Origin of the sequence: Hymenobacter sedentarius, assembly GCF_001507645.1 — a bacterium.
In the GTDB taxonomy this organism is placed as follows: Bacteria; Bacteroidota; Bacteroidia; order Cytophagales; family Hymenobacteraceae; genus Hymenobacter; species Hymenobacter sedentarius.
In genome coordinates this window covers 2656596-2672562 of sequence record NZ_CP013909.1, presented here as the reverse complement: position 1 = coordinate 2672562, position 15967 = coordinate 2656596, and the positions used below count along the sequence as shown (strand labels likewise).

The window sequence follows — 15967 nt, the reverse complement described above, 5'->3', positions numbered from 1 at the left end:
GGTAATTTACTTGCCATCAGCGGCTATTTAGCGCGTGGTGTAGTTACAGCGGCAATCATAACGTTATTTTGCCCAATGATGAAGACTCGTTTTTTTGCTGTTCCGCTGGCGCTGCTGCTGGCCTGCTCGGCCGAGCGGCCCGTAACGTCCACTTCGCGGCCCTTTGAAAGCTCTCTGGCCTCGCCCCTGCCGCAGGCCGCCGCGCCGCGGCTGGCCAACTACGCCATGGTGGTGTCGGCCCACCCGGAAGCTTCCAAAATCGGCACCCAGATACTGCAGCGCGGCGGCAATGCCTACGATGCGGCTGTGGCCGTGCAGTTTGCCCTGGCCGTGGTGCTGCCCGTGGCCGGCAACATCGGCGGGGGCGGCTTCCTGCTTTACCGCGACCGCAACGGCTCGGCCGGCAGCCTCGATTTCCGCGAAACGGCCCCTGCCGGCGCCACCCGCGACATGTACCTCGACAAGCAGGGCAACGTGGTAGAAGGCCTGAGCACGGCCGGCCCCCTGGCGGTGGGCACGCCCGGTACCGTGGCCGGCATGGCGGTGCTGCACAAGCAGCTGGGCAAGCTCTCGTGGCCGGCTCTGGTGCAGCCGGCGGTGGCGCTGGCGGCCAAGGGCTTCCCGCTCACGGTGAAGGAGGCCGCCGGCCTCAACCGCACCCGCGCCGATTTTCAGAAGTACAACCCGGGCAGCACTCCCGCCTACCTGCGCCCTGGTGGCGGCGAGTGGAAGGCCGGCGACACCCTGCGCCTGCCCGAGCTGGCCCGCACCCTGGCGCGCGTGCGCGACCAGGGCCGGGCCGGCTTCTACCGCGGCGAAACCGCCCGCTTGCTGCTGGCCGAAATGAAGCGCGGCGGCGGCCTGGTGAGCCAGAAAGACCTGGATAGCTACCAGCCCAAGTGGCGCGAGCCGCTGCGCGGCCGCTACCGCGACTACGACGTGATTACGATGCCGCCGCCCAGCTCCGGGGGCATTGCCCTGCTGCAAATGCTGCAAATGCTCGAGCCCATCGACCTGGCCCAGACCGGCTACCACACGCCCATGGCCGTGCACGACATCACTGAAGTGGAGCGCCGCGTGTACGCCGACCGCGCCACCTACCTCGGCGACCCGGACTTTGGCTTTGTGCCGGTGCAAAAGCTGCTGGATGTGGACTACAACCGCCAGCGCGCGGCCACCATCCGGCCCGACGGCCGGGCCACGCCCAGCTCGGAGGTGACCGCCGGCAAGGGCCTGCCCGGCTACGAAAGCAACGAAACCACGCACTACAGCATCATCGATGCCTTTGGCAACGCCGTGAGCTGCACCACCACCCTCAACGGGGCCTACGGCAGCAAAGTGGTGGTGCCCGGTGCGGGCTTTCTGCTCAATAATGAGATGGACGATTTCAGCGCCAAAGCCGGGGTGCCCAACGCCTACGGCCTGGTGGGCGGCACCGCCAACGCCATTGCGCCCGGCAAGCGCATGCTCAGCAGCATGACGCCTACCATCCTCACCCGCAACGGCAAAGTGGCGCTGGTGGTGGGCTCGCCGGGCGGCAGCACCATCATCACCAGCGTGCTGCAAACCATTCTGGGCGTGGTCGACTACGGCCTCAATGCGCAGCAGGCCGTGGCAGCCCCGCGCCTGCACCACCAGTGGCTCCCCGATGTGATTGACGTGGAAGCCGGTGCCCTACTGCCAGCAGCCCAGGACACCCTGCGTGCCCGCGGCTACCACCTCAACCCCCGCCTGCCCTGGGGCCGCCTCGACATTATCCGGGTGCTGCCCCAAGGCAAGCTGGAAGGCGGCGCCGACCCGCGCGGCGACGACACGGCGCTGGGCTACTAGCAACAAAAAGAACGTCATGCTGAGCGAAGGCGAAGCATCTCGTCCGTACCTCTTGTCATGCTGACGAAGGAAGCATCTTATCACGTCCGAACGAGTCGTTCAGCGGCGATAAGATGCTTCGCTGCGCTCTGCATGACAAGAGGTACGGACGAGATGCTTCGCCTTCGCTCAGCATGACGTTCTCGTTTTGGACTTTTTGGCTTGACCAGCCGGCAGCTCAACGGCGCTTAGTGAGCGGCGGGCGCGCTGTTGGCCAGATGGCGCAGGTTGCCGGCGGCGGCAATCAGCTTCTGGCTGATTTCGCGGGCCTTGTCGCCGTTGCCGCTGAAGTTGTGCACCGACAGCGCCGATTGGGCCGTCATCTCGCCCAGGTTCTGGAAGGCGATGGACATGCCGGCCGCGTTGTTGTTGTCGATGTGGCCGCGCAGGATTTCCAGCTCTTTTACAATGGGACGCAGCACGGGCTCGTCGAGGGAGCGCAGGTGCTGAATCCAGTTGTCAATCTGGGTGTAGCCCGCGGTGGGGTCCATCTGAAAACCTTGGCCGGTGGCCGTGAACAGGGTTTGGATGCTGGATTCTACTTCGGAAATAAAGCTCATGAGGAGGAATGAAGAGAAAAGGGAAATGGGGCTGGTCGGCACGCGGTGGCCGGCCAACCAGGGCTTGCGCCCACGAAGGTACGCAGCCGGGCAAGCAAAAAACCAATGCTTTGGCACTGGAGCCAGCTACCGGCGCTTATTGCAAGGGCCAAGCCCCTACCCTGCCAGAGTGGTGCTGGCGGCCAGCAGGGCCTCGCCCAGGCGGTGCAGCTTGCTGCGGGTTTCCTCGTCCACGTTGGTATCGTCGGCGGCTTTGGTGGTGAGGTGGCCCAGCGTGTGGAGCGAGTGGCTGATGTTGGCCACATCGCCGTGCCGGATGTAGGCTTTGAGGTTGGTCATTTCAACCAGCATGGCGCCCTGCGCGCCGCTGCCCGTGCCGTCGAGCAGGCGCATCCAGCTATCCAGCTCGCTGGCGGCCAGGGGTGCCGTCAAATCACCTTTCACAGCTTGGATGGCCGCATCGAGCGCCGGGCCCGAAGAGGCAGGATTGAATCTGGACATAGCAAAAGTATTGGATGGAAGAACCTTAGGCTGTACTGGCCTCGGGTTGGAAAGGTTGGGCTGCCGGGCACCTACAAAAAAGGCCCCGGCATTTGCCGGGGCCTTTTTTGGGTAACATCAGCGTTATAGAGCAATCGAGCACCGCTCGCATTCAGCTCAATTAGCTTTTCTTGCCAACCCCCTTCTTAACCGGGGCTTTTGCCGGCGCTTTGGTAGTTTTTTTGGCCGTCATGGGGAAGCCGCGCTCCTTCATCAGTGCGTCGATTTTCGGGTCGCGGCCGCGGAATTTGCGGTAGGCTTCGGCGGGGTCCACGGTGTTGCCCACGGAGAAGACGTACTTGGTCAGGCGCTGGCCCACGGCTTTGTCGTAGGGGCCGCCGGCTTCGGTGAAGGCGCTGAAGGCATCGGCCGCCAGCACCACCGACCACAGGTAGCTGTAGTAGCCGGCCGAGTAGCCATCGGAGGAGAACACATGCGAGAACTGCGGCGTGCGGTGGCGCATCACAATCTCGCGGGGCATGCCGAGCTGGGCCAGGGTTTCGCGCTCAAACTTGTCGGGGTCAATCTTTTGGTCGCCGGCCAGGTGCAGCTTCATGTCGATGAGGGCGCTGGCTAGAAACTCGGTGGTTTCGAACCCCTGGTTAAATGTGGAGGCCTTTTCGATGCGGTCGACCAGGGCCTGCGGGATGGGCTTGCCGGTCTGGTAATGCAGGGCAAAGCGGTTGAGCACCTGCGGGGTGGGCAGCCAGTTTTCGAGCAGCTGCGAGGGGAATTCCACGTAGTCGCGCACCACGCTCGTGCCCGCCAGCGTCGGGTACGTCACATTCGAGGAAAGGCCGTGCAGCGCGTGGCCAAACTCGTGAAACAAGGTGGAGGCGTCGGTCCAGGAGATGAGCACGGGCTGGCCCTCCTTGCCCTTCACGAAGTTGGAGTTGTTCGACACGATGGTGGCCACTTCCTTGCCGTCCATGCGCTGCTGGTTGCGGTAGGCGTTCATCCAGGCGCCGGAGCGCTTGCCGGGCCGGGCGTAGGGGTCGAAGTACCACAGGCCCACGTGCTTGCCGGTGGTTTTGTCCTTCACCTCCCACACCTTCACGTCGGGGTGGTACACGGGCACGTCGGTCACGGGCGTGAAGTTGAAATTGAACAGCTCACCGGCCACCCAAAACATGCCTTCGCGCATCTTGTCGAGCTGCAGGTACTGCTTCACTTCGTTCTGGTCGAGGTCGTAGCGGGCCTTGCGCACCTTTTCGGCGTAGTAGCGGTAGTCCCACGGCTCAATTTTGAAATCGGCCGGGGCGCCTTCTTTTTTGGCTAGCGCCTGCATGTCGGCCACTTCCTGCTTCACGCGGGCCACGGCGGGCGTCCACACTTCCTCCATCAGGGCCATGGCCGCTTCGGGCGTTTTGGCCATGGTGTTGTCGAGGCGCCAGTGGGCGTGGGTTTTGTAGCCCAGCAGCTTGGCCCGCTCGGCGCGCAACTGCAGAATCTGGGTAATAATGGCGTTGTTGTCGTGCACGCCGCCGTTGTCGCCGCGGTTGTAGAACATGCGCCAGGCCTTCTCGCGCAGCTTGCGCTGGTCCGAGTAGGTCAGAAACGGCTCAATCGACGAGCGGGTGTTGGTGATGGCGCCGGCGGCCGTGAGCTTGCGGGCTGTGGCGGCGTTGGCCGCGTCGTCGCGCAGGGAGGCGGGCAGGCCGCTCATTTCGGCCGGGCTTTTCAGCACCAGCACAGAGTCGGTTTCGTCGGCCAGCACGTTCTGGCTGAAGCGGGTGAAGAGGCCGGCCAGCCGCTGGTTGATGGCCGAGAGGCGGGATTTGGCCGTGGCGTCGAGCTTGGCCCCGGCCCGCACGAAGTTGTTGTAGTACACCCAGGTAAGGCGCTGCTGCTCGGGCGTGAGCTGCTTTTTGGCCGGCGAGTTGTACACGGCCTCCACGCGCCGAAACAGCGGCTCGTTTTGGTTAATCTGGTCGGCGAAGGCGGCCATGCGGGGCGACATTTCGCGCTCAATGGCCTGCACGTCGGGGCTGCTCAGTGTGCCAGACCAGATGCCGTACACGGTGCGCACTTCGTCGAGCCGCTCGCCGGCCCGCTCCAGTGCGGCAATGGTGTTGTCGAACGTCGGGGCCTGCTTGTTGCCGGCAATAACGTCGATTTCGCGGAGGTTTTCGGCCATCGCCGCTTCCAGCGCCGGCTTAAACTGCTCTACTTTTACCTTATCAAACGCCGGCACGCCGCCGTAGGGCCCGCTCCAGGGCGCCAGCAGCGGGTTAGTGGCCGTCGAAGCCGCAGTGGCCGCGGCGCCCGACGTGGGTTGGGCATGGCTGGATGTTGGCATCAGGCAGGCAGCTAGGCTAAAGGTGAGAAAGGCATTGGCCAAAAGAGCTTTACCAAGGGACGTATTCGGTGGGGTCATGCGCACGAGCTGAGCGTTGGAATGGGAGTTGATACAAGATATCCGGCAAAGAACCAGATAAAGTTCCTCTTTCGGGTTGGGGTAGTTTCGTTGGGCGTCTGTGATAGCTAGAGCATAGTGACGAGCGTGGCGCACCAACTCGCCCGCGCCTGTTGTCATGCAGAGCGCAGCGAAGCATCTTATCCCCGCAGAACGACTCCGGCGTGATAAGATGCTTCGCTGCGCTCTGCATGACCGTTCTTTTTGGACTGCTCTTACTGGCCTTATTGCGCAGTCCAACGCACCGCCCAAACGCGTTGAGCCATATACTAAGCCTGCCCCTCCTTCTCCTCGCTGGGCTGCAATTCCAGCACGTCGGGGTGGTTGTAATTGAGGATGATAACCGAAAACGGGTGCGGCTCGCCTTCGCGCTTTTCGATGCGAATGGCGCCGGCATCGCGCAATTTGTTGAGCAAATCCCGACGCTCGAAATCGGTCAACTCTGTCAGCTCGTCGGTGAGCACGCGCATGAAGGGGCCCAGCCACAGGTCGCGCACCCGGCGCTGCTGCTTGGCCTCGAGCTTCTGAAATTCGCTGATGATGCAGCCCAGTGTGCGGCGCTCGTCTTCCGTGTCGAGGCGGCGGTAGGTTGCAAAATCGGCTACTTCGTCGGGCACCCGGGGGCCTGGGGGCCGTGGCGTTGTGGGAGCTGGGGCGCCGGGTGCTTTGGGGGCGCCGCCCGGGGCTTGTGGGCTAGCCAACCCCTGCTCGCGCAAGCGACGGCTCTCTTCGATGATGCGCTGGCGCTCGGCCCGGCGCTTCTCCAGCTGCTGCACTCGCTCGTGGGAAAGCAGGTCGCGGGCGTCGAGGAAATGGTCGGCGCCGATGTTTTGGAGCAAGTCGCCGGACACGGCCTCACGGAAGCCCGCCACCAGCACCTGCCGGGCCTGGCGGCGCAGGTGCTGCAGCACCGGGATGTAGTCGCGGTCGCCGGCCACGAGCACAAACGTGCCAATGTCGGGGCGGGTGTACATCACCTCCATCGCATCGATGCAGAGCTGCATGTCGGCGGCGTTTTTGTGGTCGGTACCCAGCACGTTGCGCGTGCTCACGCCCATGAGGTAGAGGGCGCCCTGCGGCGCAGTGGCCAACCGCTCAAAATCGGCGTACGCGTAGCTAATCAACGAATCCAGCCCTTTTTTGCTCAATTCCTCGCGCAGCGAACGGATGATATCCAGCACGTAGTCGTTGAGGTCGGGCGGGTCGTGGAAGTGGTTTTTGAGGAAGTAATAAACGTTTTCAAAGTCAATAAAAACGGCAGCGTACGGAGAGGAAAGCGACTTGGGTGGCATAAGGCAAAATCAGTATAGGGTAAGAAGTTCATTGCTGCCCGAAGTGTTCCCAACGAAGTTCGGCAGACGAGAGGCTATTCGGTGCCTACGTACCCCGGGCGGTAACTTGCTGCTTTCGGAACGGTAGCGGCTGTCGTTTCTGAAGCATTGCCGCGGTTTCGTTCGCACTTTTTCAGTGGTATTGAGCTTGCTTTCCACCCGCGCGCACGTCCTATGCTGGGCCGAAGTCAGCAGAAAGCATCCATTTCTTTTTAAACTCCCGACCTCATGCATACGATGCAGCCCTTTGAAAGCGAGCGGCTCCGCTTTCGCCCCGTACTCGACGCTGATGCCCCGGGCATGTTTACCCTCGACTCGGACCCGGCCGTGCACCGCTATCTGGGCGGGATTGGTGGGCAGCTCGTGACCGAGCCAGCACAGAGCATCCAAACCGTTGCCTTTATTCAGGAGCAGTACCGCACCAACGGCATTGGCCGCTGGGCCGTGTTGCTGCGCGCCACCAACGAGTTTATGGGTTGGGCCGGGCTGAAGCTGGTGGCTGGTCCTATCAACCAACAGCGCGATTTCTACGACCTGGGCTACCGCTTTCTGCCGCGCTACTGGGGCCAGGGCTACGGCTACGAGGCCGCCCAGGCCTGGCTCAACTACGGCTTCGGCACCCTGGCCCTGGGCCGAATCTGCGCGTACGCCGACGTCGAAAATGCCGGCTCGCGCCGTATTCTGGAGAAGATTGGGCTGCAGCAAGGCAACGCTTTTGATGAAAATGGCACCCACTGCGTGTGGTACGAAGCCCAGAACCCGCGGCATCTTTAACTTTTAGGCAACCAAGATTTGGGGGTGATTTTGCGGGCTTCAGTTTGACCTGCTGTTTCGGTGGTAGCGGCGGGCAGCTGCTTGGGCGGCGATACCACGGAAGGCAGCTGCTGGTGCAGGGCCTGGTGCCACCGGCGCCGCTGCGGGGTGAAAATCGGCGAGAACAGCACGTGGATACCCGTTACCCAGCCCACGGAGCTGGCCAGGCCGGCCACCACATCGGAGGGGTAATGCACGCCCAGGTACATTCGCGCCCAGCCCACGCTGAGCGCAAACAGTGGCCCCACCGTCCAGCCCAACCAGTGGGCCCGGTACTGCCACAGCAAGAAGCCGATGGCCGCGGCCAGGGCGGCCGTGTCCATGGCGTGCCCGCTGGGAAAGCTGTAATGCTGCGCCGGCTTGATGCTGAGCCACAGCTCGGGGCGGGGGCGGCCAAACAAGGCTTTTAGTACCTGCGTGAGCCCCATGGCCCCGCCCACCGACAGGGCAAAAACCCAGGCTTCGCGGTAGTGGCGCCGCCACAGTAGCCCAATCGTAATCAGGCAGCCCACCGCCACCATGGGCCCGGTATCGCCGATGTCGGTGAGGGTGGTGGCCAGGCTGTCGAGCACCGGGGAGGAATGCCGGTGCAGGAGTTTCAAAATGGTGCGGTCGCCCACAAAGCCGCCGGTTTGCCAGAGGCTCTTGGCCACGATGGCAAATACTGCCCACGGCAGCACCAGGGCCAGTAGCAGCACGCTATGCACCCGCAGCGCCGCGCGCACCCGCATCCAATTGGCAGCATCAGGCATGGCAAAACCAGGGCGCAGGCAAACAACGAGTGGCCCCGCTCCCTCCTACGCGCGGGGCCTCGGGGCGTTTTGGTAGGGGCGGCGCGTTCGGCTATTTGCCATACTCCAGCACCCGAAACGTACCGGGCACAATGCTTGGCCGGGGGCGTGGGTTGTCGGTGGTGGGCACCGGCGCGGGACCGTAGTCGGCGGTGCAAGTGAAGAGATGGTGGGTTTTGGGGTTCATGGCAATGGTGCGGGCCCCACGGGCGGTGGGCACGTTGGCTACCACGGTGTACTTGTTGGGCGTGTCTTCGTGGATGACGGTAAAGGTACCCGACCCGTTCGAGGTGATGATGTTGTTGGTGGCCGGGTCGAAAACGGCGCCGTCGGTGCCTTTGCCAATTGGCAGCACGGCAACTTGCTTGCCGGTTTTGCTGTCCGTTACCACCAGCTTCTCGTTGGCGCAGGCGCTGAACAGGCGGTTGGTTTTGTGGTCGTAACCCAGGCCGGTGGGCTCTTCGCCGGGAGCCAGGGAGTAGCGCTTGCGCACGCCCAGAGTTTTGGCATTGAATTCGATGACTTCGCTCTTGTCTTCGATGTTAGCAAAAATGGCCCCTTTCCCATCGGCAACACCTTCTTCCACGTCGCCACCCAGCTCGGCGGTGCCCACCACGGCGCCGGTTTTGGCATCGAGCACGGTGCTTTTGCCGCCGTCGTTACCAAATAGAAACACACGGTTTGAGAAGGTGTCGTACAACAACGCATCGGGCTTAGGCCCCGTGGGAATGGGTGCCCCAATGGGCTTCAGGGTTTTGAGGTCGAACACCACGCAGGTGTTGTTGCGTCCGCAGGTGATGTAGCCGCGGTTAGCCGCCGGCACCACCTCGATGCCGTGCACGCCGGGCGTGTTCGGAATGGTACCCATCACCTTGCGGGTTTTCAAATCCACCACTTCCACCTGCGTGCCGTGCGATACATACAGCCGCTCGCCGGACGGGTCTACTTTGAGGTAGTCCCAGCCGCCTGCGCCGCCAATGTTGATGGTATTGAGCAGCCGATAAGGGGCGGGTGCGGTAGCTGTTTGAGCCAAAGCGACATTGCCGAAACAGCTCAGGGCCAAGAGCGCGGCGAGCAGAAGGTTTTTCATGGAAACGACTGGTTAAAAGAGAATGGAGCCAAGTACGTTCGTAATTCTGAAGCTTAGCTGAAGTGGGGTAAAGGCCAATTGAAAGGCAAAATCCTCAGGCAGGAGTTAATTTGAAGCAACAGGTACTTCCAATTGCAAGGCAGTATCTGGCGCGGGGAACCTCACCCCCACACTCCAAAAGAGAGGGAAGCCACGGCAGCGCGCACGTATTGCGGGCTCAACGTAGCGCGGACTTTTAGTCCGCGCGTGGTCCATGTGGAATCCGGCAACTCGCGGACTAAAAGTCCGCGCTACACTCGTCCGGCTCTTTTTCACACTGCCCCTTACTTTGCGGCATGACTCACGCCTCCTTTTCGCGCTTGCTTTGGGCGCTGCTCCCGCTGCTGGGGCTCGGCTCCTGCCAGTCAGGCACAAACTCAGCTACTGAAAAACAGGTGCCCGCGGCCGGCACACCCGATGCCTCGGCCTACACGATAAAGCATCCGGATTGGGCTAAATCGGCCAGCATTTACCAGGTCAATGTGCGCCAGTACACGCCCGAGGGCACCTTTCGGGCCTTCGAGGCACACCTGCCGCGCCTGCAGAAAATGGGCGTGGGCATTCTCTGGCTCATGCCCATCCATCCCATCGGGATGAGCCACCGCAAGGGCACACTGGGCAGTGCCTACTCCGTGCGCGACTACCGCGCCGTGAACCCCGACCTGGGCACGCTGGCCGACCTGCAGCACCTCGTGAACGAAGCGCACAAACGGGGCCTGCACGTCATCCTCGATTGGGTAGCCAACCACACCAGCTGGGACAACGCCCTCACCACCGAGCACCCCGACTGGTACACCCGCGACAGCCTGGGCCATTTCCGCCCGCCCGTGGCCGACTGGCAGGATGTCATCGACCTCGACTACCGCAAGCCGGGCCTGCGCCGGTACATGACCGAGAGCATGGCCTACTGGGTCAAAACCGCCGGCATCGATGGCTTCCGGGCCGATGTGGCCGGCCTGGTGCCCACCGATTTCTGGAACGACACCCGCCAGGAGCTGGAGAAAACCAAACCGGTGTTTATGCTGGCCGAATGGGACGAGCTGTTTCCGCCCACCTTCCTCAAGCGCAGCGAGTTTGAGCCCAATACCCGGCTGCTGGAAAAAGCGTTTGATGCCACCTATGCCCTGCGCCTGCACGGCCTGCTCGACAGCCTGGGCCGCGGGCAGAAACCCACTTCGGAGCTGGCCCACTACCTCGCCGCCGAACGCCAGCGCTACCCCGCCGGCGTCAACCTGATGACCTTCACCAGCACCCACGACATCAACGCCTGGGACGGCAGCGAGTACGAGCGGCTGGGCGCCAACGCCCTGCCCGAAGCCGTGCTCACCGCCCTCATGCCCGGCATCCCGATGGTGTACAGCGGCCAGGAAGCGGCCCTGAAAAAGCGCCTGCGCTTCTTCGACAAAGACACCATTCCGTGGAATGGCTTCCCGCTGCAAGGCTTCTACACCACGCTGCTGCAGCTCAAGAAGCAGAGCCCGGCCCTGCGCAACTACGACGCCGCGGGCCGGTTCCGGCTGCTGCCTGCACCCGCCGAATGTGTTGCGTTCCTGCGCACCAACGCCGATTCGACGGCGCGCGTGGTGGTGGCCATCAACCTAGGGACGAAGCCGCAGCAGGTGGCACTGCCAGCGCCCGGCGCGGTTTACGTCGATGCCTTCGCCCCGGCCAAAGCAACCCAGGCCCCGGCTGCGCCGCTCACAGTGCCGGCCCACGGCTACCGGGTGCTGGTGAGCAAATAGGCGCTTCTTAGCCACTCGATGCTAGCTCAATTTTGCCGCTAGACGCACTGCTCTCATTAGCTCCTCTTTCCGGTTGAATAGCGGAGCCTTGACCCTTACTGATAAACCTACCTCCTCTATGCTCTCGCTTTTAGGCCTGCACCACGTGGCGCTCATCTGTTCCGATTATTCTGTCTCCAAGCAGTTTTATACCCAGGTACTGGGCTTGCAGGTGCTGCGCGAAACCTATCGGGCCGAGCGGGACTCGCACAAGCTGGACCTGGCCGTAAACGGCCAGTACGTGCTCGAGCTGTTCTCGTTTCCCAGCCCGCCGGCCCGCGCCAGCTGGCCTGAGGCGGCGGGCCTGCGCCACCTCGCTTTTGCGGTGGCCGACCTGCCGGCCGCCATTCGCTGGCTCGAAACAAATGGGGTGCCGTGTGAGCCCATCCGCACCGACGAGCTGACGGGCCGGCAGTTCACATTCTTTGCCGACCCTGACGGCCTGCCGCTGGAATTCTATGCGGTTTAGACTTCCTTGCGGCGGGTTACTCAAACCATCGAGCTACAATTCGGCTTGTAACCTGCCGCGCCCACAGCGGGCGCAACGGGGCATTTTTCTTCGTTAATCTTCCATTTCTTTTATGCAAACCCGTCAACTCGGCCGCTCCGGCCTTCACATTTCGCCCCTGATGCTGGGTGGCAACGTCTTCGGCTGGACCATCGACGAAGCCACGTCCTTTGCCGTGCTCGACGCTTTTGTGGCGGGCGGCGGCAACGCCATTGATACTGCCGACGGCTACTCCGTCTGGGTGCCCGGGCACGTGGGCGGCGAATCCGAAACCATCATCGGCAAGTGGCTCAAGCAGCGCGGCCGGCGCGACGACGTCGTGATTGCCACGAAAGTGGGCTGGGAAGTGAACGCCGACAACAAAGGTCTGGCCAAAAACTACATCCTGCGCGCCGTGGAAGGCTCGCTCAAGCGCCTCGGCACCGACTACATCGACCTCTACCAGTCGCACAAAGACGACCCCACCGTGCCCGTGGAGGAAACCCTGGAAGCCTATGCTCAGCTCGTGAAAGAAGGCAAGGTGCGCACCATCGGCGCCTCCAACTTCACGGCCGAGCGCCTGCGCGAATCGCTGGCAGCCAGCCAGCAGCACGGCTTCCCGCGCTACGAAACCCTGCAAAACCTCTATAACCTCTACGACCGGGCCGATTTCGAGAAGAACCTAGTGCCCCTGCTGCTGGAGGAGCACATCAGCGCCATTCCCTACTACGGGCTGGCCTCGGGTTTCCTCACCGGCAAGTACCGCACCGAGGCCGACTTGCAGAAAAGCCCCCGCGGCGGCGGCGTGGGCCAGAAATACCTCAACGAAAAAGGCCTAACCATCCTCACCGCCCTCGACGCTGTGGCCGACCGCCAGCAGGCCACGCCCGCCCAGGTAGCCCTGGCCTGGCTGATGCAGGCCCCGACGGTAGCCGCCCCCATTGCCAGCGCCACCAGCGTGGGCCAGGTCACGGAGCTGCTCGAAGCCACGGAGCTGCGGCTCACGGATGAGGATTTGAAGACATTGGAGCAAGCGCAGCTGGCGACGGTTTAAGAGATTTGGCCGGGCATGGAGAACCTCGCCCCCGGCCCCTCTCCAAAAGAGAGGGGAGCCACGGCACCACGTTTTAGCTCAATTTCTAATAAGAAGCCCTGGCTCAATATTGAGCCAGGGCTTCTTATTAGCTTACCGTCTGGCTCCCCTCTCTTTTGGAGAGGGGCCGGGGGTGAGGTTCCCGGCTGCGCTCTGCCTAACCGTACTTCTTATTCCGTCACGTCGGCAAACTCATACGTCTTCGTTACTTCCAGCGGCTTGCCGTCGGCCTCAGCGTAGGGGTACACGAAGTAGTTGAGCGGCGTGGCGGCTTGCCGGGGCGCGAGCACCACGTCGCGGCCGCGGGTAAACTCCACGCGGTTTTCGTCGTGCGCGCCGAAGAAGTAGTTGCGCTTGCTGGGGTCCTTGGCGGCCTCGGATGCATCGACGGGCACCCAGCCGGTTTCGGGCGTGTAGAATTCAGCCCAACAATGGTAGCCTTTGATTTCGCCCTTGCCGCGCCCGGCCGGCAGCGGCAGCCCGATGCTGAAGCGCGCCGGAATGCCCACGGCCCGGCAGTAGCCGATGATGATGGCGTGAAAATCGGTGCAGTTGCCGCGGCGGGAGTCGCAGGCATAGTAGATGTCGCCGCGGCCCCAGCCCTGGCCGGTTTTGTCATAGGTCACGGTGCTCACCACGTGCTCGTAGATGGCGCGGGCTTTTTCGAGGTTGGTTTTGGCGCCGGCCTTCGCCACTACTTCTTCCGCCTGCTGGCGGATGAGAGGGTCGAGGGGCACGAGGCGGTCGGGGGCCAGCCAGCGGGCCATGTCGGGGTCCGTCTTTTCTTTCTTAGCGGGCTTCGAGGCAGTTGGGCTGGAAGCCAGCAGGTTGAGGTGCTCGCGGCGGGTGATGGTAGCCGTGAGCTTGACCAGCACGGGCGCGGCCGGCGGGGTAGCCAGCCGCAGGTGCAGCATCTGGTTGCCGTAGGCGCCGTTCTCGATTTTGTAGGGCACGGGCGACTCAATTTTGAGGTCGCGCACGTCCTGGCTAACGTCAGAATGCGGCACGGGCAACCAGAACTCGACGGCGGTACCGGCGGGGGCCGCAGGCACGGTGGCCGTGGTGGTGAGCACAAACGTGCGGCTGCGCTTGGCCGGCGCGGCCGGCTGGTGCTCGGAAGGGCTAAAGCTGGGCAGCAACACGCACGCGCCCAGCAGCCCAGCCCAAACGGCCGAGCGATTCAACAACGAAATATTCACAACAACAGGGCACTAAAACGCTGCTGGCGGGCGTCGGTCGAGCTGGAAGGCGCACCCGAAGGGGCGCCCGCCAATGGCCGCTTCCGAGGAATGCGCCCATTGCCCACGCGCTGGAAAGCACGCGACAGTCAGGGCCAACCAGACCCCAGCAGTCCACAAAGTTACCTCCTGCGGCGCGGCCCCGCGGCGCCCGGGGCATTGGCGGGGCCTGCTTTGGCGAAGTTGAGCCGTCCGGCGTGCCTACTTTCGCCCACTTCCCTGCCCTTGCCCATGAAAGCTGTTGGCCCTCCGGTGCTGGCCCTGGCCTCATTTCCGCCGCCTTTGGCCCGCACGCCCTACTACTGCGAACGGCTGGAAACCCACGTGGTGAAGTTTCCGCACGTGAACGTGCCGCACGCCCACGATTTTTACCTGCTGCTCTATATTACGGACGGCACGGGCACCCACACCGTCGATTTGGTGACGTACGAGCTGCGGCCGGGCAGCCTTTTTTTGTTGGCGCCGGGGCAGGTGCACCACTGGCAGCTGGCCGCCGACGTACGCGGCTTTGTGGTGTTTTTCGACACCGATTTCTACCTGTTTCGCTATCCCGGCAACGGCCTCTACCGCTACCCGTTTTTTGATAGCGCCCACCCGCCATTGCTTCACCTGCCGCCCCAGCAAACCGAAATACGGCCCTTGTTTGAGCACCTATTCGCTGAATATCAGGAGCCACACCTAAACCAGGCAGAGGTGTTTCGCACCTACCTGCACCTGTGCCTGGAGCTGGCGGCCCGGCATTATCCAGCTCAACCTACCGCCGAAGTCAGCGCGGCCCCACAGCAAGTCCGCGCATTTGGGGCCCTGCTCAACCAGCACTTCCGCACCAAGCACAGCGTGAGCGAATACGCCGACCTGCTGCATGTCACGGCCAACCACCTCAATGCGCTGTGCCGCCGGGTGCTCAACAAGACGGCCAGCGCCCTCATCCACGAGCGGGTGGTGGTGGAAGCCCAGCGCCTGCTCAGCCACTCGGCCCTGAGCGTGGCCCAGGTAGCCTACGAGCTGGGGTTTGAGGACGCCTCGTATTTCGTGCGCTACTTCCGCAAGTACACCGGCACCACGCCCGAGGCGTTTCGGCACCGTTGATTTGTCCTATAAGTGCCTGAAATGGGGCTGTGAGCGGCCGGAAGCGTCCCGGTAATTTTGTATTGAAAAACGGCACGGGCCGCCGCCGCACCCTGCCGGCGTAGTCGAGCACCGCCTTTGCCCGTATACTTTCCATTCAGCTCCACTTATCTCACAGGTTATGCCTACTCGCATCGATTCCAATGCCGCGGCCTTGCTGGCGTTGCGCTGCCCCCGCTGCCACCAAGGAAAACTCTTTTCCTATTCCGCCCTCAACCTCACCAAATTTGCCGAGATGCCCGCTCAATGCCCCGTGTGCGGGCAGTCGTTTGAGCCGGAGCCGGGGTTTTACTTTGGCTCGATGTACATCACGTTCGCCTTCAACGTGGCCACTATTTTCCTCGTTGGCGTGCCCTTATACTACTTTTTCGGCAATCCCGATACGTGGGTGTACATCGTGACCGTCACAATCGTGACGCTGGTGTTCACGCCGGTTATCCTGCGCTACTCGCGGGCCATGATGCTCTACTGGTTTGGCGGCGCGCATTATGACCCCAAGTGGCAGCAAGGCCGTGTGATTCCATCGTGAACCTCACCCGGCGGACCCTCACGTGCCCCCTGTGGGGCGGGCCCCTCTCCCGCGGAGACAGGAGCGGCGCGGTTCTGTCATTGCGAGGCCGCAGGCCGTGGCAATCCGTCCTGACAATGCGACCAGCCCAATAATGTGAAAAGCCCCGGCTCTGCTACGAGTCGGGGCTTTTGCAATGAAAGACGTTGTTATTGTTCAGGGGCAGGTGCAAGAAGAGGAAAGATTGCCGCGCTGCGCTCGCAATGACAGAACCGCGCCGCCG

At 62.9% G+C, this 15967-nt stretch carries 14 protein-coding genes; 7 read left to right on the top strand and 7 right to left on the bottom strand.

Annotation, left to right across the window (positions count from 1 at the left end):
* The first annotated feature begins 75 nt into the window (after positions 1 to 75).
* The gene (ggt, locus tag AUC43_RS10985) at positions 76 to 1830 is read left to right on the top strand and encodes a gamma-glutamyltransferase (RefSeq protein WP_199243434.1); all 1755 of its coding nucleotides are present in this window, start codon (positions 76 to 78) and stop codon (positions 1828 to 1830) included.
* Positions 1831 to 2057: 227 nt separating this feature from the next.
* Here the strand turns inward: ggt and AUC43_RS10980 are convergent, their stop codons facing one another.
* From AUC43_RS10980 to AUC43_RS10965, 4 genes are all read right to left on the bottom strand, one after another.
* Positions 2058 to 2429, bottom strand: coding sequence for a hypothetical protein (locus tag AUC43_RS10980; protein WP_068193116.1), 372 nt, complete (start codon positions 2427 to 2429; stop codon positions 2058 to 2060).
* Between the two features lie 156 nt (positions 2430 to 2585).
* Positions 2586 to 2930, bottom strand: coding sequence for a hypothetical protein (locus AUC43_RS10975; RefSeq protein WP_068193113.1), 345 nt, complete (start codon positions 2928 to 2930; stop codon positions 2586 to 2588).
* 160 nt (positions 2931 to 3090) lie between these two features.
* Positions 3091 to 5268, bottom strand: a complete 2178-nt coding sequence (locus tag AUC43_RS10970) for a M3 family metallopeptidase (protein ID WP_082685278.1) — start codon at positions 5266 to 5268, stop codon at positions 3091 to 3093.
* A 386-nt stretch (positions 5269 to 5654) separates the two neighbouring features.
* Complete coding sequence (locus tag AUC43_RS10965) at positions 5655 to 6677, bottom strand: NYN domain-containing protein (RefSeq protein ID WP_068193107.1); 1023 nt, start codon at positions 6675 to 6677, stop codon at positions 5655 to 5657.
* A gap of 276 nt (positions 6678 to 6953) precedes the next feature.
* Between AUC43_RS10965 and AUC43_RS10960 the strand changes: the two genes are divergently transcribed.
* Positions 6954 to 7490, top strand: a complete 537-nt coding sequence (locus AUC43_RS10960) for a GNAT family N-acetyltransferase (RefSeq protein ID WP_068193103.1) — start codon at positions 6954 to 6956, stop codon at positions 7488 to 7490.
* On the opposite strand, the gene AUC43_RS10955 is transcribed toward AUC43_RS10960, so the two are convergent.
* Both AUC43_RS10955 and AUC43_RS10950 read right to left on the bottom strand, forming a co-directional pair.
* Positions 7487 to 8281: a phosphatase PAP2 family protein gene (locus AUC43_RS10955; RefSeq protein WP_068193102.1), complete on the bottom strand. Its 795-nt coding sequence runs from the start codon at positions 8279 to 8281 to the stop codon at positions 7487 to 7489. The two genes, AUC43_RS10960 and AUC43_RS10955, sit on opposite strands and share 4 nt — an antisense overlap.
* A 91-nt stretch (positions 8282 to 8372) precedes the next feature.
* A complete protein-coding gene (locus AUC43_RS10950; RefSeq protein WP_068193099.1) occupies positions 8373 to 9410 on the bottom strand; it encodes a YncE family protein in 1038 nt (345 codons plus the stop codon).
* 335 nt (positions 9411 to 9745) lie between these two features.
* Between AUC43_RS10950 and AUC43_RS10945 the strand changes: the two genes are divergently transcribed.
* The 3 genes from AUC43_RS10945 (at position 9746) to AUC43_RS10935 (ending at position 12771) form a co-directional block, all read left to right on the top strand.
* The gene (locus AUC43_RS10945; RefSeq protein ID WP_068193096.1) at positions 9746 to 11191 is read left to right on the top strand and encodes an alpha-amylase family glycosyl hydrolase; all 1446 of its coding nucleotides are present in this window, start codon (positions 9746 to 9748) and stop codon (positions 11189 to 11191) included.
* A 118-nt stretch (positions 11192 to 11309) separates the two neighbouring features.
* Positions 11310 to 11699, top strand: a complete 390-nt coding sequence (gene gloA2 / locus AUC43_RS10940; RefSeq protein ID WP_068193093.1) for an SMU1112c/YaeR family gloxylase I-like metalloprotein — start codon at positions 11310 to 11312, stop codon at positions 11697 to 11699.
* A 112-nt stretch (positions 11700 to 11811) separates the two neighbouring features.
* Positions 11812 to 12771: an aldo/keto reductase gene (locus AUC43_RS10935; protein WP_068193088.1), complete on the top strand. Its 960-nt coding sequence runs from the start codon at positions 11812 to 11814 to the stop codon at positions 12769 to 12771.
* Positions 12772 to 12980: 209 nt separating this feature from the next.
* Here AUC43_RS10935 and AUC43_RS10930 read toward each other — a convergent pair whose 3' ends face one another.
* On the bottom strand, positions 12981 to 14009 hold the full coding sequence (locus tag AUC43_RS10930; RefSeq protein WP_233253985.1) for a transglutaminase-like domain-containing protein: 1029 nt from the start codon (positions 14007 to 14009) through the stop codon (positions 12981 to 12983).
* A 270-nt stretch (positions 14010 to 14279) separates the two neighbouring features.
* Here AUC43_RS10930 and AUC43_RS21270 point away from each other — a divergent pair, with 270 nt between their 5' ends.
* Both AUC43_RS21270 and AUC43_RS10920 read left to right on the top strand, forming a co-directional pair.
* The gene (locus AUC43_RS21270) at positions 14280 to 15137 is read left to right on the top strand and encodes a helix-turn-helix domain-containing protein (protein WP_068193081.1); all 858 of its coding nucleotides are present in this window, start codon (positions 14280 to 14282) and stop codon (positions 15135 to 15137) included.
* Between the two features lie 160 nt (positions 15138 to 15297).
* The gene (locus tag AUC43_RS10920; protein ID WP_071885884.1) at positions 15298 to 15705 is read left to right on the top strand and encodes a DUF983 domain-containing protein; all 408 of its coding nucleotides are present in this window, start codon (positions 15298 to 15300) and stop codon (positions 15703 to 15705) included.
* Positions 15706 to 15967 lie beyond the last annotated feature (262 nt).